Below are 19,036 nucleotides of genomic sequence, written 5' to 3'. Positions count from 1 at the left end.
GTGCCCTTACTGCCCCTGCTGCCGGTGCCGCCTGCGGCCACCCTGTTGCGGGGCGCCCTCGGCGGTCGCCTCCTTGGCCGCGTCGGCGGCGGGCGCCTGCGGGCCGGCGGAGGGGGTGGCGCTGGCGGCCTGGGCCCCCTCCGTGATCCGCACCTTCGCCCCGTCCTTGAGGCGGTCGGTGCCGTCGGTCACGACCCGGTCACCGGGCTTGAGGCCGGAGAGCACCACCGTGTGGATGCCGTCCGTCTCGCCGGTCTTGATCGGCCGGACCACGACCTTGTCGTCGCCGTCCAGCAGGTAGACGTAGGCGCCGGGGCTGCCCTGGAGGATGCCGCCGTTCGGCACCAGGGCCGCGTCGTGCAGCGTCTCGACGGTGAGGCGGGCATTCACGAACTGGTTCGGGAACAGCTCCTCGTCGGCGTTGTCGAACAGGGCGCGCAGCTTCACCGTGCCGGTGGTCGTGTCGATCTGGTTGTCCACCGTGTCGAGCTTGCCGGTGGCGATCTCGTGGGAATCGCCTCGGTCGTAGGCCTTCACCGCGAGGCTCGCCCCCGCCCGCACCCGGCGCATGACGCGGGCGACGTCGTCCTCCGGCAGGGTGAACACCACAGAGATCGGGTGCAGCTGCGTCACCACCACGATCGCCGTCGAGGCGGCGGAGATGTAGTTGCCCTGGTCCACCTGCCGCAGGCCGACCCGCCCATCCACCGGGGAGGTGATGCGGGTGTAGGCGATGTTGAGCTTCTGCTGGTCCACCAGCGCCTGGTCGGCGGCGACGGTGCCCTCGTTCTGCTTCACCTGCGCGGCCTGGGTGTCGACGTTCTGCTTCGAGATCGAATCCTGGCGGTTCAAGGTCTGGAAGCGCTGGAAATCGAGCTTCGAATTCTGGAGCAGCGCCTGATCGCGGGCGAGCTGTCCCTGATACTGCGCGAGCAGCGCCTCGTAGGGGCGAGAATCGATCTGGGCGAGGGGATCGCCCGCCTTCACCATCTGGCCCTCGCGGAACTTAACCTCCATGAGGTAGCCGCTGATCTGCGATTTCACCGTCACCGTGGCGAGCGGCGTCACCGTGCCGAGGCCCTGCAGCACCACCGGCATGTCGCCCGTCGTGATGGGGGCGATGCCCACGGCCTGGGGCAGGTCGGACCCGCCGCGCTTGCCGCCGTGGCGGCCGCCCGCCGCGCCGGCCGCTTGCTCCGTGCCCTTCTGGGTGCGGGAATCGTACCAGCGATGCGCGACGGCGCCGATGGCCGCGAGGGCGACGAGCAGCACCAGCCAGCGAATCGGCCGGAAGCGACGGCGCGTGCGGACAGGGGCCTGGATCGGCCCCGGCTCGTAGGCACGAGCGGTCTCGGTACGGATCGGCGAACTCTCGTTCATTCCCGACTCAAGCACATTCCGGTCGCGACACCCATCGGCAGGATCGCCGCGCGACCCCAAGACCGGGCCGCTTCCCATCGGTATCGCATGAAACCGGCGACGGACCCTGAACTAGGCGTCCAATGAGCCTGCACTAGGGCGACGACGTTTCGGCGGTATTGCTGACCGAGGCGCCATAGGAACGCAGGACATCGCGGAAGGCGTCATCGACGGGCAGCGGCGCGAGCGACATCCGGAGGACGAGCCCCAGGCCCGTGACCATCAGGGCGAAGAACAGACACCGCGTCATCACGACCAAGCCCGCTGCGAGCCCCGACCGATAACCCCCAAACGCGGAAAGGGCCACCGGCCGACAAGCCGGTGGCCCTCTACACGCGGCCCAGGCGACGCACCGCGGGAAAGCGGGGCGAGGGGGCAGAGCCCCGCCGGAAACGGGCATCGCCCTGGCCGTGACGCCAACCTATTCCCCGGGTGATGAATGTCAACAATCGTCAGCCGTCCCGGCGCGTTCGGATAGGCGCCCCGTGCGCGAGCGCACATTCGAAAGCGGCGGCGCACCATGGTAAGGGCTCGCCCATGAATCGGCTCTTCACATGAATCGGGTCTTCGCAGAGCTCCCCACCACCGTCTTCGAGACGATGTCGCGGCTCGCCCGCGAGCATGGGGCGGTGAATCTCGGGCAGGGCTTCCCGGACGATCCCGGCCCGGCCGACATCCGCGAGGCCGGCGCCCGCGCGCTGATCGACGGCCCGAACCAGTACCCGCCGATGATGGGCCTGCCCGCCCTCCGCGAGGCCGTCGCCGCGCATTACGCCCGGCACCAGGGCCTTTCCCTCGACCCCGAGACGGAGGTGATGGTGACGTCGGGCGCCACCGAGGCCCTGGCCGGGGCGCTGCTGGCGCTGATCGAGCCGGGGGACGAGGTGATCCTCTTCGCGCCGATGTACGACGCCTACCTTCCCCTGGTCCGCCGGGCCGGCGGCGTGGCGCGGATCGTCAACCTGACCCCGCCCGCCTTCCGCCTCGACGCGGCGGCCCTGGCCGAGGCCTTCTCCGACCGGACGAAGCTCGTCCTCCTCAACAACCCCCTGAACCCGTCCGCGACCCTGTTCGGGCCGGACGACCTCGCCCTGCTCGCCAGGCTCTGCTGCCGCCACGACGTCGTCGCCCTGTGCGACGAGGTGTGGGAGCATGTCGTGTTCGACGGCGCCCGCCACTTCCCGCTGATGGCCCTTCCGGGGATGCGCGAGCGGACGGTGAAGATCGGCTCGGCGGGCAAGATCTTCTCCCTGACCGGCTGGAAGGTCGGCTTCGTCACCGCCGACGCGCGGCTGATGCGGGGGCTCGCCAAGGCGCACCAGTTCCTCACCTTCACCACCCCGCCGAACCTCCAGGCCGCCGTGGCCCTCGGGCTCGGCAAGGAGGAGCCGTGGTTCGCGGCGATGCGCGCCGGCTATGCCCGCTCCCGTGACCGCCTCGCCGCGGGGCTCACCGAGCGCGGCTTCACCGTGCTGCCGGCGGCGGCGACGTGGTTCCTCAACATCGACATCGCGCCCCTCGGCCACCACGACGACGTGGCCTTCTGCGAGGCCCTCGTGACCCGGCACGGGGTGGCGGCGATTCCCGTCAGCGCCTTCTATCCCGACGCGGCGGTGCGCCATGTGGTCCGCCTGTGCTTCGCCAAGGCCGACGCGACCCTCGATGCGGCTCTCGACCGCATGGGCGATCTGGCGCGCCTCGCCGCCTGAGGCTCCTTGCGCGCAACCGGAGGCACCGCCACATCGTTGATCATGACGATGTCGAGCGCACGCATTCCCCCGCAGGATTTCCCGCCCCGGCGCGACATCCCGCATCAGGCCGGCCCTTTCCCCGGCGCCCTCGACCTCGGCCGCGAGGCGAGCCTCGCCCGGCTCGAAACCCTGGCGCACCTGATGGACAGCGCCTTCGTCATCCCCGGCATCAACCGGCGGGTCGGGTTCGATGCCCTGATCGGCCTCGTGCCCCTCGTGGGCGACGTGGCGGGCATGGTGATCTCGTCCTTCATCGTCTACGAGGCGCGCCGCCTCGGCGCCCCCCGCTGGCTGATCGGCCGGATGGCGCTGAACGTCGCCTTCGACGGCGTGGTCGGCGCGGTGCCGCTGGCGGGCGACATCTTCGACGCGGCCTTCAAGGCGAACCGGCGCAACGTCCGGCTGCTCCGCCGCTGGATGGAGCGCCACGGCGGCGTGCGCCCTAACGAGATCGAGGGCACTGCGACCCGGCTCTCCGGCTGAGCCCCGCCTTGACAACGGCGCCCGTGACGGCAAGTCCGCGGGCATGACCGACGCCGTCCCGATGCCCGGCGCCCAGGCGCCCCTCGTCCGTGGGGGACTGTCGCCCCTCAACCGGCGGCGGCTCGCCAATTTCCGCGCGAACCGCCTCGGCTACTGGTCGTTCGTGGTCTTCGCCCTGCTGTTCGTCCTCAGCCTGTTCGCGGAGTTCATCGCCAACGACAAGCCGCTCCTCGTTTCCTACAAGGGCGAGTGGCTGGTGCCGGTGCTGGTCGATTACCCGGAAGAGAAGTTCGGCGGCTTCCTCGCCGTCACGGATTACCGCTCGCCGGAGATCCGCAAGGAGATCGCTGGGAACGGCTGGGCCGTCTGGCCGCCGATCCCGTTCTCCTACGACACGATCAACGAGAACCTGCCGACCCCCTCCCCCTCCCCGCCGACCTGGATGCTCTCGGACGCGCAGTGCAAGCCGGTGGCCGAGCGCCTCGGCGGCACGGGCTGCGCCGACATCCCCTGGCACTGGCTCGGCACCGACAACACCACCCGCGACGTGCTGGCGCGCGTGATCTACGGCTTCCGCATCTCGGTGCTGTTCGGGCTGATCCTGGCTGCCGTCTCATCGGCCATCGGCGTGCTGGCCGGGGCGGTGCAGGGCTATTTCGGCGGCTGGGTCGATCTCGCCTTCCAGCGCTTCATCGAGGTCTGGGGCGGCATCCCGACCCTTTACCTCATCATCATCATCTCGGCCTTCATCGCCCCCGGCTTCTTCGTGCTGCTCGGCATCATGCTGCTGTTTTCGTGGGTGGCGCTGGTGAGCGTGGTCCGCGCCGAATTCCTGCGGGCGCGCAACTTTGAGTATGTTCGCGCCGCGCGGGCGCTCGGCCTGTCGAATGTGCGGATCATGCGCGTCCACCTTTTGCCCAACGCCATGGTGGCGACGCTGACCTTCCTGCCGTTCATCCTGAACGGCTCGATCACCACCCTGACCTCCCTCGACTTCCTCGGCTTCGGCCTGCCCCCCGGCTCGCCCTCCCTCGGCGAGCTCCTGGCGCAGGGGAAGGACAATCTGACCGCCCCCTGGCTCGGCCTGACGGGATTCGTGGTCATCGCGGCGATGCTGAGCCTGCTCGTCTTCGCGGGCGAGGCGGTGCGCGATGCGTTCGATCCCCGGAAAACCTTCGCCTGACCGCGTTCCCGTTCCGCGAATGAGCCAGATTGTCGCAGGGGACGGAATGCCTACCCCGGCAGGCCGATTGCGCGCGATTGGTTGCGCACAGTTAATACAACTTTTAGTGGATTAAATTGGCTTGTTCCGGCCGTCCGCGGCTCGTTTCAGCGACGGGTAACGGTCTCTTTTCTCACAAGAAAATTCTTCTCGCTACGGCCGGAGGATAAAGTCGTTCCCATGAGCGGTAAAACGCGCGATGTTTCATTCGGTAGCGCCCCTCCATCGTGGCCACCAAAGGAACTGTGCGTAAACTATCGAGCCAGCACAGCTCACCTTCGGAAAACACCTTGCTTTTTTCGTCGATCCACATAACTCGACGCCGAGGGGCCATTTCATCAAAAAACCAATGAGGGTATCGAGGATGTCTGAAACCGCGCCGACATCGCAATTGGACTACATCGAACGCACCGTCGACGTCGTCGCGGCCTATGTCTCGAACAACTCGGTGCCCACCACGGACCTGCCCGCCCTGATCGCCAGCGTTCACGAGGCGCTGAACCGGGTCGCCTCCGGCCCCGTCGCCCAGGCGTCGGAATCCGTCGAGAAGCCGACCCCCGCCCAGGTTCGCAAGTCGATCCGCCCCGATGGCCTGATCAGCTTCATCGACGGCAAGTCCTACAAGACCCTGAAGCGCCACCTGACCAAGCACGGGCTCGATCCGCACACCTATCGTGAGCGCTACGGCCTGCCCGCCGACTACCCCACGACTTCCGCGAACTATTCCGCCCAGCGCTCCGCCCTGGCGAAGAGCCTCGGCCTCGGCCAGCCCGGCCGGTCCGGACAGGGCGGCGACGCCATCGACGAGGTCGAGGAAGAGGCCGCCCCGGCCCCGCGCGGGCGCCGCAAGGCCGCCACCGCCGCCGCCAAGGGCCGGTCCAGCCGCAAGACGGCGGACGCCGAGTAATACTTGAAGGAAACCTTCGCCGGCCCCACGGCGGCGCAACAATCTCTGGTTGCGCCGCCGGGTGTCGGCTCGGGCGATCTCAGGCGGCGATGCGCCCGTCCAGGGGGAACACCTTGGCGGGGTTCATCATCCAGTCGGGATCGAACACCCCCTTCACCCGCATCTGCTGCTCCAGATCCTCCTGCGTGTACTGGAAGCGCATCAAGTCGCGCTTCTCGATGCCGACGCCATGCTCGCCCGTGAGGCAGCCGCCGACCTCGACGCAGAGCTTCAGGATCTCGTCGCCCGCCGCCTCGGCCTTCTGCAATTCGCCGGGCGTGTTGATGTCGAACAGGATCAGCGGGTGCAGGTTGCCGTCGCCGGCATGGAACACGTTGGCGACGCGCAGGCCGTGGCCCGCGCAGATCGCCTCGATCCGCTCCAGCACCGGCCCGAGCTGCCCCGTGGGGATGGTGCCGTCCATGCAGATGTAGTCGGAGATGCGGCCCGTGGCGCCGAAGGCCGACTTGCGCCCCTTCCAGATGGCGGCCGATTCCGCCTCGGAGCGGGAGACGCGGATGCTGGTCGGCCGGAAATCGGCGGCGATGGCCTCGATCCGCGCGAGCATCGCGTCGCACTCGGCCTGCGAGCCCTCGACCTCGATGATGAGCATGGCCTCGGCGTCGCGGGGATAGCCGGCCTGCGCGAAATCCTCGGTGATGAGGATCGCGTTGCGGTCCATGTACTCGATGGCCACGGGGATGATGCCGGCGGCGATGATCGCGGCGACGCAATCCCCCGCATCCTCCACCTTGGAGAAGCCGACGAGGACCGGCCGCGCGCCCTCGGCGGCGCGCAGGATGCGCACGGTCGCCTCGGTGACGATGCCGAGCTGCCCCTCCGAGCCGCAGACGAGGCCGAGGAGGTCGTAGCCCGCCGCGTCGAGATGGTCGCCGCCGAGCTCGACCACGGTGCCGTCGTTCATCACCAGGGTGACGCCCATGAGGTTGTTGGTCGTCACGCCGTATTTCAGGCAATGGGCGCCGCCGGAATTCATGGCGATGTTGCCGGCGATGGTGCAGGCGAGCTGGCTCGACGGGTCGGGGGCGTAGAAGAACCCCTCGTGCGACACCGCCCCCGAGATGGCGAGGTTGGTGATGCCGCTCTGCACCCGGGCGAGCCGGTCGGCGAAGTCGATGTCGAGGATCTTCGTCATCTTGGCGGTGCCGAGGATGATCGCGTCCCCTTGCGCGATGGCCCCGCCCGCGAGGGAGGTGCCCGCCCCGCGCGGCACGACCCGCACGCCGTTGGCGTGGCAATAGGCCATCACCTTCGACACCTCCTCGGTGGTCGAGGGCAGCACGACGGCGAGCGGCATCTGGCGATAGGCGGTGAGCCCGTCCGTCTCGAAGGCGCGGCGCTCGTCCTCGGAGGTGATCAGCGCCTCGGGGGCGACGAGGGGCGCGAGGCCGGCGACGATCTCGTCCCGCCGCGCGAGGATGGCGGGGTCGGGCTCGGGGAAGCGAATGGTCATGATGGTCCCTCGGTGCGCGAGGTGGTGTGGCGTGGGCCGCATCATGCACCCCCGCCGGGGGCTCCGGCAACGGTGGTAGCCGGGTCACAATCCGGCCATGGGGCGACCTTAAGCCTCGCAGCGACCGAACCGAACCGGAACGCCATGACGCCCTCGGCCGCGCCCGCCCTCTTCGACGAAGCCTTCGACCCCGCCGTCGCCCGCGACGCGGAGGGCGCGCGCGAACTCGGGCTGCGCAGCCTCACCCTGGGCATCAACGCCCTTCAGGAAGTGACCGCCGCCTTCGACGGCCCCCTCGGCGCGGCCTTCGAGCGCGCGGTGGACCTGATCCTCGGCACCGGGGGCCGGGTGATCGTGAGCGGCATCGGCAAGAGCGGCCATGTCGGGCGCAAGCTCGCGGCGACGCTGGCCTCCACCGGCACGCACGCCTTCTTCGTCCACCCGACCGAGGCGAGCCACGGCGACCTCGGCATGATCGCCCGCGACGACGTGATCCTCGCCCTGTCGTGGTCGGGCGAGACGGCGGAACTCTCCGACCTCGTCGGCTTCTCCCGCCGCTACTCGATCCCCCTGATCGCGGTGACGCGCAACGCCGCGAGCACGCTGGGCAAGGCGGCCGACGTGGTGCTCGAACTGCCGCGCGTGCGCGAATCCTGCCCGCACGACCTCGCCCCGACCTCATCGAGCCTGATCCAGCTGGCCCTGGGCGACGCCCTGGCGGTGACGCTGCTGGAGCGGCGCGGCTTCACCTCGGCGCGGTTCCACACGCTCCATCCCGGCGGCACCCTCGCCGCCCGCCTGAAGACGGTGCAGCACCTGATGCACGGGGGCTCCGAGATGCCCCTGGTGTACGAGGACGCGCTGATGTCCGAGGTGCTGATCGAGATGGCCGCCCGCCGCTACGGCTGCGTCGGCGTCACTGGCGCGGACGGGCGGCTCGTGGGCATCGTGACGGACGGCGACCTGCGCCGCCACATGGGCCCGGCGATCCTCGCGACGCCGGTCCACCGGGTGATGACCCGCGACCCGATCACCCTGGAGCCGCACAAGCTCGCCCATGCGGCCCTCGAACTGATGAACCGCCGCCTCATCACGGCGGTCTTCGCCGTGTCGGACGGTCGACCGGTCGGCATCCTGCACGTCCACGACCTGCTCCGCGCCGGCATCGCCTGAGGGGCGTCAGAGCCGCGCCAGCAGCTCCGCCTTCTTGGCCTGGAACTCCTCCGCCGTGAGGACGCCGCGGGCGTGGAGATCGGCCAGCCGCTCGATCGTGCCGAGGATGTCGCCGGAACCCTGCGGGGCACCCGGCTCAGGTGAAGCGGGCTTCGGCTCCGGGGCCTCCGCTCCGATGCGTGTCAGCGTGTCGAGGGCGATGGGCCCCGCCGACCCGGTGAAGCGCAGCTGGCCGTTCGCCTGCGAGACGCCCGAGATGGCGTGCTCCCCCGTGTCGTAGACGACGACGCCCGAGGCCTGCTCCACCGCGAGCCGCCGGCTCGTCGGGAAATAAGCGTAGCGCATCCCGTTCTGCGAGCCCGTCGCCGAAGGGCTGCCAAGATCGCCCGGCCACCACGTCTCGGGGGACGCCTGCGTCGCGAAGCCCTCGGCCGGCAGGGTGGCGGCGAGTTCGGTGCAGAGCGCGGCCACCCGCGCCCGCAGGCCATCGTCGAACATGCGGCCGACCATGGTCATGCCGCCCGCGCTCCACTGGCCCATGCCGCCGAGATCAGGATGGTCGAACTGCGCCATCCGGCCGTGGCCGCGCTCCAGCGCCCGCACGAGATGGCGCACCGCGTCGAGGCTTACCCCGTGCCGGTCCGCGATCGTCTGCAGGCCGGTGACGTGATCGACCCCGCCCCCATCGATGAAGCCCGTCTCCGAGGCCGATTCGGTCTCGCCCATCCGCGCCATGGCCGCATCCAGTAGGGTCTTGAGGAAGGACAGAACAGACACGAGACCGGCCCCGCAGGACCGGGAAGCCTCGCTCAGCCGGCGTCGGCGGGAAAGGCCCCGGCGATCACGAAATCGGTGATCGGCCGGCGCCCGTTCGGTGCCTCGCGGGGGCGCTGCTCCTCGGTGAGGTCGGCGGGCGCCGTCTTGCGGCCCACGGCGAAGGCGGCCTCGATCCGGTGATGCTCCGGCAGGCGCAGCACCTCCGGCGCGCGGGCATGGTCGAACCCGGTCATGCCGTGGGCGTGCCAGCCCTGGCGAACCGCCTGGAGCTGGAAGGCGAGCGAGGCCGCGCCGGTATCGAAGGAATGGCTGTAGGACGGCTTCAGCTCGTCCCCCACCCGCATCCGGGCGTTCGAGACGAGGAACAGGATCGCCCCCGTATCGGCCACCCATTTCTGGTTGCCCGGCACGAGGAGGTCGAAGAAGGTCTGCCAGTGGGCGTCGCCGCGCAGGGCGTAGAGGAAGCGCCAGGGCTGGGAATTGTAGCCCGAGGGCGACCAGCGGGCCGCCTCGATCATCCGCATCAGCTCGGCTTCCGGCACCGCCTCTCCGGTGAAGGCCCGGGGCGAGTGCCGCTCGATGAAGAGGGGGTCGATCGCGTGGTCGGGCGTGCGGGGCTCGGTCAAGGTCGGCATCTCCGAAGTGATGGCCGACCATGCCCGAGGGACGCCCCGCGAGGCAATCGCGGCGCTGCAATCAGCGGATGCGGCCGGGGCGCGCCGGCTCGAACACGATGCGGCGGTGGAACGCGCACCAGCTCTTGCCGTCCTGCACGGGCGCGCCGCAGCAGATCGCCTGATCGCTCGGCTCGCCGATGATGTACTTGCACACGAAGGCGCCCGACTGGGCGAAGGGCACGCGAAGGTCCGCCGACGGCTCCTTGACGGTCTCGGCGTCCCCGATCTGCGACATGCGGACGAGTTGGTTCATCAGTCGTGTCCTGACGGCGACCGCCCGGGTCGCCTCCTTAGAAGTGCGGAGTTGAAACGCCCTGCCGCCGCGCGGGGCGAGGCACCCGCTGACGGCAGCGTGGCGCCCTAAAACCCGCGTAAAGCCGGTTCGCGACCGGCGCAGAGCTGTCATGGTATTGTCGTAGCTGGGGTTCAGAGCCTTGAAAACAAGTGTGTGATGCACCGCACGCAATCGACCATAGTGACGGATGCGTAGCTGATTGCCTCGGCGTGACGGATTTCGACCGTCGCGAGGCCGGCCCGCACGGTCCCCCGTGCATCCGCCGCCGCCCTGTGGTTCATTCGCCCCGTTGATTCAGACGGAGCGACCATGACGCAACCGCCCCTCGTCCCGCCGGCCTGGCTGCACGAGCGATTGTCGGCGCCGGACATCGTGGTGCTCGACGCCTCCTGGTATCTCCCGGCCGCCGGCCGCGACCCGGAGGCGGAATACCGCGCCGCCCACATCCCCGGCGCCATCCGCTTCGACCTCGACGCGATGAGCGACACCGAATCGCCCCTGCCGCACATGCTGCCCCGGCCGGAGGTCTTCGCCTCACGGATGCGGGCGCTCGGCATCGGCGATGGCCAGCAGGTGGTGGTCTATGACGGGATGGGCCTGTTCTCGGCCCCGCGCGTCTGGTGGATGCTCAAGACCTTCGGGATGCGCGACGCACTGGTACTCGACGGCGGCCTGCCCGCCTGGGTTGCCGCCGGCTACCCGACCGAGGAGGGCGAGAGCCAGCCGCGCGAGCGGCGGCACTTCACCGCCCGCCTCGACCACGGCGCCGTGGCCGACGGATCGGACATCGCCCGCGCCCTGGAGAGCGGCGCGGCCCAGGTGGTCGATGCCCGCTCCGGGACGCGCTTCCGGGGCGAGGAGGAGGAGCCGCGCCCGGGCGTGCGGCCCGGCCACATGCCGGGGGCGAAGAACCTGCACTACGCCGCCCTGCAGCGCGACGGCCGGATGAAGAGCCCGGAGGATCTGGCGGAGGTCTTCGCCGCCGCCGGCGTGGACCCGCGCCAGCCGGTGATGACCACCTGCGGCTCGGGGGTGACGGCGGCGATCGTCAGCCTCGCCCTGGAGACGATGGGCCACCCGGCCCGCAGCCTCTACGACGGCTCGTGGTCCGAATGGGGCGCCGACCCGCAGCGCCCGGTGGAGAAGGGCTGAGGGGTCAGGCGGTCCTGACCGCCCGGCGCTTGTCGGCGGCGACCCACTGCATCAGCACCACCATCACCACGATGGTGGCGATGTAGACGGCGAGTTGCAGGGCGGTTGGGCGGTCGGTGTAGCCGACGAGGGCGTGCAGCACCCGGCCCGTCCACGAATTCTCGGCGATGATGGCGGAACTGTTCCACACCGTGTGGCCGAGGATGTCGATCACCCCGGCATTGGCGAGGAACTGCGCCGCCTGCGAGGCGAGGCCCGCCGCCAGGAAGGTGATGAGCACGCTCGTGACCGAGAAGACGTAGCGCGCCGGGATCGAGGCGAGGCCGAGATAGCTCACCGCCGAGAGGAGCACGCCCGCGCCGATTCCGGCCAGCGCGCCGAACTGGATGTCCGCCCCCGAGGTGCCCGAGGCCACGAGGCCGTAGAGGAACAGCACCAGCTCCGCGCCCTCGCGCAGGATCGCCGCGCCGACGACGATGGCGAGCGCCGCCGCCTCCCGCTGGCCGCTGCGGACGGCCTCGCCCGCCGCGCGCAGCTCGCCCGCCATTTCGCGGCCGTGCTTGCTCATCCAGGTGTTGTGCCAGATCAGCAGCAGCACCGCGACGATCAGCACCGCCGCGTTGAGGATGTCCTGCCCGCTGCCCTCGAAGGCGTCGGAGATCCGCTCCGCGAACAGCGCCACCAGGGCCGCGCCCCCGAGCCCCCCCGCCACGCCGAGCAGCACCCAGCGCATCCGGCCGGGGATGCCCCGCGTCGCCGCGAGTACGATCGAGATGATGAGGCCCGCCTCGATGACCTCGCGGAAGGCGATGACGAAGGCACCGATCATGATGCGTAATCCCTGAAGATGCGCGGGACCCGCGCTACCAGACCCAGAACAGCAGCACCCAGTTGGCGACGGAGACCGCCGCCGCCCCGGCGATGCAGGCGCAGGCGAGCGCTTGGCGAAGCCCCCCGGCCGAGAGGCCCGCGACCCGCCACGCGAGCCACGCGCTCCACAGGGCGGCCCCGGCCAGCAGCGCCGCCCGGATCTCGGCCACGTAGGGCACGACGATCCCGTCCCCGCGCAGGAAGGTGATCGTGAGCGCCGAAAGACCGAGGAAGACGCCGCAGCCCGCGATGGGAATCAGCGTCTGCGTGAGATGGTGGAAGCGCCGGAGGGAGAACGGCCCGAGCATCCGCGCGGCGAGCGCCACGAGGGCCGACAGGCCGAGGCCGAGCACCAGGGTCGCCGCGCCGATGTAGACCAGCAGGACCGCCCCATCGAGGAGCGTCATGACGTCGTTCTTGTCGGGGTAGTTCGTCAGCACGAACCACGGCGCGGAGGCTTCGAGCGGCCAGGTCGTGCCGTGCTCGATCAGCCAGGTCGCCGCCGCCTGCTTCATGTCGAGGAAATACGGGCTCGACGACCATTGGAACGCGCCGACCGCCAGCCCCAGCATCCCGAACAGGATCAGGCTCGTCTGCTCCCAGGAGGGCTCGTCGCCCGCCACATGGACGATCTCGTCGTTCGGCGAGCGCAGGGCGAGGCGCACGGCGCCCCGGTGGCCGGAGCAGCGCCCGCACATGTGGCAGGCCCCGGCCCCGCGCATGGCCTTCACCGGCACCAGCGGCGCGCAGTTGAAGCTCGCCGTGCCCTGGGCCGGTTTCGGCGAGGCCGCCCAGGCGCCGCGATCGACCTGGAAGCTCAGGGGGGCGAGCTTCGACAGCACCGCGAACACGCCGTTCACCGGGCAGAGATAGCGGCACCAGACCCGCTTGTTGCGGCCGTAGAGCAGGCCGACCACGATGGCCGCCAGGGTCGAGCCGCCGAGCACCGCCAGCGCTGGCTTCGGATAGCCGTAGACGCTCGTCATCTGCCCGTAGACCGTGGTGCCGGCGAAGGCGATGAACGGCCAGCCGCTCCACGTGATCCAGCGCGGCACCGCGTAGCCCCGGCTCCACCGGCTCGCGGCCTCGGACAGGGCGCCCTCGGGGCAGAACACGCCGCACCAGACCCGGCCGACGAGCACCATGCTCACCAGCACGAAGGGCCACCAGATGCCCCAGAAGGCGAACTGGGCGGCGAGCGTCAGGTTGGTCCAGATGTGCTGCGTGCTGTCGGGCAGGGGCAGGAAGGCCGGCACCGCCACGAGCAGCACGTAGACCGCCACCACAGCCCATTGCACCGCGCGGATCGCGCCGGCATGGGCGCGCAGCCAATCGCCGAAGCGGGCGATTCCGGCGTCGAGGTCGCCGGCTGTGAATCCACCCGCGCGCGCACTCACTTGGCCACCAGCTTGGCCTTCGCGTCCGGGTGGAAATCGTCGAACACGTCGTAGCTGCCCGCCTCGATGGTGCGGAACACGATGGAGGAGGTCGAACCGGCGGCGAGCGCCTTCTCGCGCTTCAATTCCAGGCTCTCGAACTCCACGGGCGACTGCCCGGTGTTCGAGATCTCCAGCTTGAAGCGGGTGTTGGCCGGCACCTCGATGATGGCGGGCAGGATCACCCCGTCGCGCATCTCCACCTTGATCACCGGCATGTCGTCGGCGCGCGCCGACGCCCCCGCCGAGAGCAGGAGAAGGGCCGCGAGGGTGAGATGCCGGATCACGGAAGCGCCCATCCTTGTCAGTAGGACCCCTTCTTGCCGGTGCCGGCGAAGGTGAAGTCCTGGGTCATGTCGAAGGCCTCGAACCACGGGCCGACGCCGGTCTCCTTGTCGACGTGGCGGCCGAAATGGCTGTGCTTGCCGGGCGGCGCGACGGTGACGGTGATCCGGTAGCGGCCCGGCCCGAACAGCTTGACGTTGTCGCCGTAATGGGGGCCATCGTTGGCGACCATCGGCATTAGCGCACCCTCGACCTTCTGGTCCGTGGGCTTGTCCCCATCGAGTTTCACCAGGGTGAAGCGCACCTCCAGGGCGGGCACGAAATCGCCCTCGGCGAAACCGTTGCGGTTGTCCTTGGCGGCGCGGATATCCGTTTCGAGGTGGATGTCGGATTGCGCGGCCGGGCGCATCATGTCCGGCGGGTCCATCTCGATGGGCTGGAGATAGACGGCGGCGACCTCGAGCCCGTTCTTGGTGAGATGCGGGCCGATCGGCACCTCCTTGGCGGAGGCCGTCGCGACGGCGAGCAGCAGGGCCGGAAGGGCGAGGGCGAGTCGGATCGGGGCGGGGGCACGCATGGCTGCGCCACATAAGCCGAATGGGGCGAAGTTCAAAGAGCTTCTACCCACAATCAAATCATAACAGTTCTAAACAAGAACCGTGGACAAAGACGTTCCGATGAGCTTGCTGGAATGCCTCGAATATTCACAAGGTCCTGAGACGGAAATAGCCGCTCGGTTTGCCCTGTGGCATGCCGTCGCCCGATGGTCCAAGACCGTCACGGCAGCGTCGCAGAGATTCGGCACCCCCTTGCCAACCCTCGGCGACGCGGCTACGCACAGCGATTATAGCAATTGCTATATTCAAGGAATCAGGTGATGGGCCAGCAGGGGGCGAGCGCATCCCGGATCTCCACCAAGGCGACAGCCGCCATGCCCCGGCGGCTGCGTCGGACCGTGGCCCTGGCTGGTTTCGCCGTCCTGGGCCCGACCGCCGCCGCACTGGCCGCCGACCTCGCGGCGCCCCTCGCCCCGGCGGCGCCCTACACCGATTGGTCCGGCCCGTATCTCGGCCTCGAGGGCAGCGCCAGCGGCTCCTACGGCGCCTATTCCTTCGGCCCCTCGACGGTGGGCGGGCGCGGCGTGCCGGCCTTCAAGAGTGGCGATACCACCGGGCGGAGCGACCGGGGCCGCGACGCCACGACGGCGGTCGGCGGCGCCTATGCCGGCTGGAACTGGCAGGACGGGCCGTGGCTCTACGGCATCGAGGCCGCCCTCGACGCGGCGAACCTGAAGCGGCCCGTGCCCTCGACCATCGCCGGTTTCGGCTACCAGGGCGTGGACCCGGCCTTCGACGTGATCCGCGCCAAGACGGATGTGTACGGCACCCTGCGGGCGCGGCTCGGCTACAGCTTCGACCGCTATCTGGTCTACGCCACCTTCGGCCTCGCCGGGGCGAATGCGCGGGTGCTCGCCACCTATCCCGATCTCGGCACGGGCGCGGTCGGCACCGCGAAGACGAATCTCGGCTATCTCGGCTTCACCCTCGGCGCGGGCGTGCAATACGCCATCTCCGACAACCTCGCGCTCGGCCTCGACTACCGCTACGTCGACCTCGGCGAGAGCGGGCGCTTCTCCCTGGGCGCGGTGCCGGGCCTCGGGCCGGTGACGAGCCGGGCGAGCTTCACCTCGAACCAGATGTTCCTGCGGCTGATGTGGTTTCCGGGGGGCCTGACGGTGCCGCCGGACCGGGACGAGACCGCCCCGCACGACCCCGACAATGGCGACACCGGGCGCTTCTCGCTCCACGGCCAGACCACGCTGATCGCGCAGGGGGTGCCGGGCTTCCGCTCGCCCTATCTCGGCGACCAGAGCCTGATCCCGCATCAGGCCCGCCAGACCACGACGGCGACGATCTTCCTCGGGCTGAAGCTCGCGGAGGGCACGGAGCTCTATTACAACCCGGAATTCAGCCAGGGCTTCGGCCTGTCGCGGACGCTCGGCGTCGCGGGCTTCGTCAACGGCGAGGCGCAGAAGGCCGGGGCGCCGTTCCCGAAGCTGCGCTCCAACCGCTACTACATCAAGCAGACGATCGGGCTCGGCGGCGAGACCGTCGAGGTGCCGGACGGCCCGAACCAGGTGGCGACCCGCTACGATGCGGAGCGCATCACCCTGATCGCCGGCAAGTTCGCGCTGGGCGACTTCTTCGACGGCAACGTCTACGCCCACGATCCGCGCGTGGATTTCTTCAACTGGTCCCTGTGGGGCGCCTCGGCCTGGGACTTCCCGGCCAACCTCCCCGGCTTCACGCAAGGCGTCTACGCCGAATACAACCGGCCGGAATTCGCGGTGCGAGCCGCCTATACCCAGGTGCCCAAGCAACCCTCCAGCGACGTCCTCGACCCCCGGGTGTTCGAGCGCGCCGGGCTCAACATCGAGTTCGAGGAGCGCCACGTGCTGCCGATCCTCGACCAGCCGGGCAAGGTGCGCATCGGCCTGTTCTCGAACGAGGGCAACTCGGCCAACTACCGCGACATCGTCACCCTCACCCAGCTCGGCGCCTTCGGCGACATCAACGATGCCGCCGCGGCCACCCGCCGGCCGCGCCGCAAGAGCGGCGGCTACATCAACCTCGAACAGGCGCTGACGCCGGAACTCGGCCTCTTCGCCCGCGCCAGCATCGGCGACGGGCGCACGGAGAACATCTCCTTCACCGACATCGACCAGAGCTTTTCCGGCGGCCTTTCGCTGAAGGGCAAGGCCTGGGACCGGCCGGACGACACGGTGGGCCTCGGCGCCGCCATGAACGGCCTCTCGCCCTCGCACCGCGCCGCCTTCGCCAACGGCTATTACGGCCTGCTGATCGGCGACGGACAACTCCGCTACGGCACCGAGCGGGCGATCGAGACCTATTACGCCCTGAACCTCACGAAGTTCGTGACCCTGACCTTCGACTACCAGTTCATCGACAACCCCGCCTACAACCGCGACCGGGGCCCGGCGCACTTCTTCGCCTCGCGGCTGCACGCGGATTTTTGAGGGGCTTTCAGTCCTCGTTCGGATAGGCCGTGACGAGGCGGGCGACATCGTCGCCCGGCGGCACGATCCAGACCGTGAGGATGCAGGGATCACGACCGTCCGGCGTTCGGATCCGGCATTGGACGGTGTATTTCACGCCCCAGAGACTGCCCTCGACCGCAGCGGTCGGGTTGCGATCCGGATGCTCCGCCAGCGCGTCCGCCATGGCATCGAGGCGGTCGAGGCCGAAGCCGAAGGCTCGAAAGAAAGCGGCCTTCGGACCGCCGGCCGGATGATCCGCCTTGAGCAGGTAGTCGGTGAGCTTGGCCGGCGGAACGATACGCGGCGGAACGGGCGGGTTCACGCGTCGGAGCGCCGCGTGAGAAGGAAGGCCGGCACCGTCTCCACGACATGGAACGGTTCGATGAACTCGACCTCGTACGCCTCGCCGCCGCCATGGACGAAGACGACGGCGCCCCTCGCGCCAGGCGGCAGGACCCTGCCGTCCTTCAGGGTGTGACTGACGGACAGGTCGACCATGCTGTGTTCGGGGATCCGGGCATCCCGCAGCATCCGGCGCAATCCACCGACGAAGCCTTGGGAAAAGACGCCCCCGTCGATGGCCTTGCGCATGAGCTTCAGCAACTCCTCCTCGGGCAGATCGAGGGGCCGGGTCTGAAAGCGACCGTCCTTCCACAAGGAGAAGCGAATCTCATCGACACCGGTCGCCTTGATTCTCAGGCGCTCGATGCGGGCGCCGCCTTCATCGGCATGCGCGATTTCATCTGCGTAGGGTGTCGATCGCATCGGCCGTCCCAGGTCGGACCCGAACTCCTTATAAACCGTTCCGGCGGCGGGCGCATCGCGTCTCACACCGCGTCCTCCCCCACCGTCTCCCCGAACACCGCCTCGAAGGCCGAGCGGAGCTGCATGTCGACCTCCGCCATGCTCACCAAATGGCCCAAGTCCACGAGGCTCGTCACGCCGTGCTCGCGCACGCCGCAGGGCACGATGCCGGCGAAGTGGGTGAGGTCCGGCTCCACGTTCAGGCTGATGCCGTGGAAGCTCACCCAGCGGCGCACCCGGATGCCGATGGCGGCGATCTTGTCCTCGACGGTCGCGCCCTTCTCCGGCCGGCGCACCCACACGCCCACCCGGTCCTCCCGCCGCTCGGCGCGGATGTTGAAGGCGTCGAGGGTCGCGATGAGCCACGCCTCCAGGCTCGCCACATAGGCCCGCAGGTCGGCGCGGCGGCGGGTGAGGTCCAGCATCACGTAGGCCACCCGCTGGCCGGGGCCGTGATAGGTGTATTGCCCGCCCCGCCCGCTCGGGAAGACGGGGAAGCGCTCCGGCGCGACGAGATCCTCGGCGCGGGCCGACGTGCCCGCCGTGTAGAGCGGCGGGTGTTCCAGCAGCCAGACGCATTCCGGCGCCCGCCCCGCCGCGATGGCGGCGGCCCGCGCCTCCATCCAGGCGACCGCCTCCTCGTAGCCGACGAGCCCCTCGCTCACCCGCCACGCAACGGGGGGCGAGCCGGGAGAGGGCAGAAAGGCGGTCGGAGAAACCGCGAGGCGGGCAGCGTTTACCAAGACTTCACCATCATGAAGGGATGGTCTCACAATCATTCCGGGTGAACGGTGGCAAGGTCGGTTTGGGCGTGGGCGTGTTCGAGACCCTCAAGGTCGATCTCACCGTCGTGCTCGGCCGGGCGCGGATGCCGCTGCACATGCTGCTGCGCATGGGGCGCGGCGCCGTCATCGCCCTCGATGCCTCGGATTCCGACATGGTGGAGATCCTCGCCAACGACCATCCCGTCGCGCGCGGCCAGATCGTCGTGACCGGCGACCGCATCTCCGTGGAGGTGACGGAGCTGATCCGCAAGGAAGCCGCGATCATCGACCCGACCGTCACCATCGGCGACGGGGCGGCCCCGTTCCTCGACGACCCGATGGCCGGCTGACGGGAAGCAGGCAACATTCGCTTGTCGGCGCGGAAGCGATCTGTTATCGCCTGCCGCGCCGGACGAAACGGCGCCCCACGGGGCGCAGGACGACGGTGTT

General features: G+C 69.6%; 21 protein-coding genes. 8 read left to right on the top strand and 13 right to left on the bottom strand.

The genetic code is table 11. From position 1 onward, the window contains the following. Positions 1-6: 6 nt before the first annotated feature. Both ACXJ1Y_RS17945 and ACXJ1Y_RS17940 read right to left on the bottom strand, forming a co-directional pair. Positions 7-1,380: an MdtA/MuxA family multidrug efflux RND transporter periplasmic adaptor subunit gene (locus ACXJ1Y_RS17945; protein WP_463847502.1), complete on the bottom strand. Its 1,374-nt coding sequence runs from the start codon at positions 1,378-1,380 to the stop codon at positions 7-9. Positions 1,381-1,513: 133 nt separating this feature from the next. Beyond that, positions 1,514-1,678 (bottom strand): hypothetical protein, encoded by a 165-nt coding sequence (locus ACXJ1Y_RS17940; protein ID WP_463847501.1) that lies wholly within the window; start codon positions 1,676-1,678, stop codon positions 1,514-1,516. 295 nt (positions 1,679-1,973) lie between these two features. Between ACXJ1Y_RS17940 and ACXJ1Y_RS17935 the strand changes: the two genes are divergently transcribed. The 4 genes from ACXJ1Y_RS17935 to ACXJ1Y_RS17920 all read left to right on the top strand — a co-directional run bounded on the left by ACXJ1Y_RS17935 (position 1,974) and on the right by ACXJ1Y_RS17920 (position 5,782). Next, positions 1,974-3,128: an aminotransferase gene (locus tag ACXJ1Y_RS17935; RefSeq protein ID WP_463847500.1), complete on the top strand. Its 1,155-nt coding sequence runs from the start codon at positions 1,974-1,976 to the stop codon at positions 3,126-3,128. A gap of 48 nt (positions 3,129-3,176) precedes the next feature. After that, the gene (locus ACXJ1Y_RS17930; RefSeq protein ID WP_463847499.1) at positions 3,177-3,653 is read left to right on the top strand and encodes a DUF4112 domain-containing protein; all 477 of its coding nucleotides are present in this window, start codon (positions 3,177-3,179) and stop codon (positions 3,651-3,653) included. Positions 3,654-3,696: 43 nt separating this feature from the next. Further along, a complete protein-coding gene (locus tag ACXJ1Y_RS17925) occupies positions 3,697-4,836 on the top strand; it encodes an ABC transporter permease (protein ID WP_463847498.1) in 1,140 nt (379 codons plus the stop codon). Between the two features lie 403 nt (positions 4,837-5,239). Beyond that, positions 5,240-5,782 carry a Ros/MucR family transcriptional regulator gene (locus ACXJ1Y_RS17920; RefSeq protein ID WP_463847497.1) on the top strand — a complete coding sequence of 181 codons (543 nt, stop codon included), beginning with the start codon at positions 5,240-5,242 and terminating at the stop codon, positions 5,780-5,782. A gap of 79 nt (positions 5,783-5,861) precedes the next feature. Here ACXJ1Y_RS17920 and ACXJ1Y_RS17915 read toward each other — a convergent pair whose 3' ends face one another. Continuing rightward, positions 5,862-7,295: an FAD-linked oxidase C-terminal domain-containing protein gene (locus ACXJ1Y_RS17915; RefSeq protein ID WP_463847496.1), complete on the bottom strand. Its 1,434-nt coding sequence runs from the start codon at positions 7,293-7,295 to the stop codon at positions 5,862-5,864. Between the two features lie 144 nt (positions 7,296-7,439). On the opposite strand from ACXJ1Y_RS17915, the gene ACXJ1Y_RS17910 reads away from it, so the two are divergent. Next, positions 7,440-8,468: a KpsF/GutQ family sugar-phosphate isomerase gene (locus ACXJ1Y_RS17910; RefSeq protein ID WP_463847495.1), complete on the top strand. Its 1,029-nt coding sequence runs from the start codon at positions 7,440-7,442 to the stop codon at positions 8,466-8,468. Between the two features lie 6 nt (positions 8,469-8,474). On the opposite strand, the gene ACXJ1Y_RS17905 is transcribed toward ACXJ1Y_RS17910, so the two are convergent. From ACXJ1Y_RS17905 to ACXJ1Y_RS17895, 3 genes are all read right to left on the bottom strand, one after another. After that, on the bottom strand, positions 8,475-9,194 hold the full coding sequence (locus tag ACXJ1Y_RS17905; protein WP_463850156.1) for an SHOCT domain-containing protein: 720 nt from the start codon (positions 9,192-9,194) through the stop codon (positions 8,475-8,477). An 83-nt stretch (positions 9,195-9,277) separates the two neighbouring features. Further along, positions 9,278-9,880, bottom strand: coding sequence for a nitroreductase family protein (locus ACXJ1Y_RS17900; RefSeq protein ID WP_463847494.1), 603 nt, complete (start codon positions 9,878-9,880; stop codon positions 9,278-9,280). Positions 9,881-9,941: 61 nt separating this feature from the next. Continuing rightward, positions 9,942-10,328: a GcrA family cell cycle regulator gene (locus tag ACXJ1Y_RS17895; protein ID WP_463847493.1), complete on the bottom strand. Its 387-nt coding sequence runs from the start codon at positions 10,326-10,328 to the stop codon at positions 9,942-9,944. Between the two features lie 198 nt (positions 10,329-10,526). Here ACXJ1Y_RS17895 and sseA point away from each other — a divergent pair, with 198 nt between their 5' ends. Next, the gene (gene sseA / locus ACXJ1Y_RS17890) at positions 10,527-11,369 is read left to right on the top strand and encodes a 3-mercaptopyruvate sulfurtransferase (protein WP_463847492.1); all 843 of its coding nucleotides are present in this window, start codon (positions 10,527-10,529) and stop codon (positions 11,367-11,369) included. Positions 11,370-11,373: 4 nt separating this feature from the next. On the opposite strand, the gene ACXJ1Y_RS17885 is transcribed toward sseA, so the two are convergent. Genes ACXJ1Y_RS17885 through ACXJ1Y_RS17870 form a run of 4 tightly spaced genes read right to left on the bottom strand, consistent with a single transcriptional unit; the run spans position 11,374 to position 14,537 of the window. After that, a complete protein-coding gene (locus ACXJ1Y_RS17885) occupies positions 11,374-12,198 on the bottom strand; it encodes an FTR1 family iron permease (RefSeq protein ID WP_463847491.1) in 825 nt (274 codons plus the stop codon). A gap of 34 nt (positions 12,199-12,232) precedes the next feature. Continuing rightward, a complete protein-coding gene (locus ACXJ1Y_RS17880) occupies positions 12,233-13,636 on the bottom strand; it encodes a 4Fe-4S binding protein (protein WP_463847490.1) in 1,404 nt (467 codons plus the stop codon). Further along, positions 13,633-13,974, bottom strand: a complete 342-nt coding sequence (locus ACXJ1Y_RS17875; protein ID WP_463847489.1) for a cupredoxin domain-containing protein — start codon at positions 13,972-13,974, stop codon at positions 13,633-13,635. Before ACXJ1Y_RS17875 ends, ACXJ1Y_RS17880 begins: the two co-directional genes overlap by 4 nt. Positions 13,975-13,979: 5 nt before the next feature. Then, on the bottom strand, positions 13,980-14,537 hold the full coding sequence (locus tag ACXJ1Y_RS17870) for an iron transporter (RefSeq protein WP_463847488.1): 558 nt from the start codon (positions 14,535-14,537) through the stop codon (positions 13,980-13,982). A gap of 354 nt (positions 14,538-14,891) precedes the next feature. Between ACXJ1Y_RS17870 and ACXJ1Y_RS17865 the strand changes: the two genes are divergently transcribed. After that, the gene (locus tag ACXJ1Y_RS17865) at positions 14,892-16,997 is read left to right on the top strand and encodes a carbohydrate porin (protein ID WP_463850155.1); all 2,106 of its coding nucleotides are present in this window, start codon (positions 14,892-14,894) and stop codon (positions 16,995-16,997) included. Between the two features lie 7 nt (positions 16,998-17,004). On the opposite strand, the gene ACXJ1Y_RS17860 is transcribed toward ACXJ1Y_RS17865, so the two are convergent. The 3 genes from ACXJ1Y_RS17860 to lipB are packed head-to-tail and all read right to left on the bottom strand — an operon-like array spanning position 17,005 to position 18,565. Beyond that, positions 17,005-17,340, bottom strand: coding sequence for a DUF6883 domain-containing protein (locus ACXJ1Y_RS17860; RefSeq protein WP_463847487.1), 336 nt, complete (start codon positions 17,338-17,340; stop codon positions 17,005-17,007). Beyond that, positions 17,337-17,849, bottom strand: a complete 513-nt coding sequence (locus ACXJ1Y_RS17855; RefSeq protein ID WP_463847486.1) for a hypothetical protein — start codon at positions 17,847-17,849, stop codon at positions 17,337-17,339. The genes ACXJ1Y_RS17860 and ACXJ1Y_RS17855 overlap by 4 nt, the downstream gene beginning before the upstream one ends. Then, the gene (gene lipB / locus ACXJ1Y_RS17850) at positions 17,846-18,565 is read right to left on the bottom strand and encodes a lipoyl(octanoyl) transferase LipB (protein WP_463847485.1); all 720 of its coding nucleotides are present in this window, start codon (positions 18,563-18,565) and stop codon (positions 17,846-17,848) included. The genes ACXJ1Y_RS17855 and lipB overlap by 4 nt, the downstream gene beginning before the upstream one ends. A gap of 68 nt (positions 18,566-18,633) precedes the next feature. On the opposite strand from lipB, the gene ACXJ1Y_RS17845 reads away from it, so the two are divergent. Then, entirely contained in the window at positions 18,634-18,936 is a 303-nt protein-coding gene (locus tag ACXJ1Y_RS17845) for a FliM/FliN family flagellar motor switch protein (RefSeq protein WP_463850154.1), read from the top strand. Positions 18,937-19,036: the final 100 nt, after the last annotated feature.

It is taken from the genome of Methylobacterium sp. TK26, from assembly GCF_055361565.1.
Note: the sequence above shows the minus strand (reverse complement) of the source record. Positions and strands in the feature narration are given on the sequence as shown.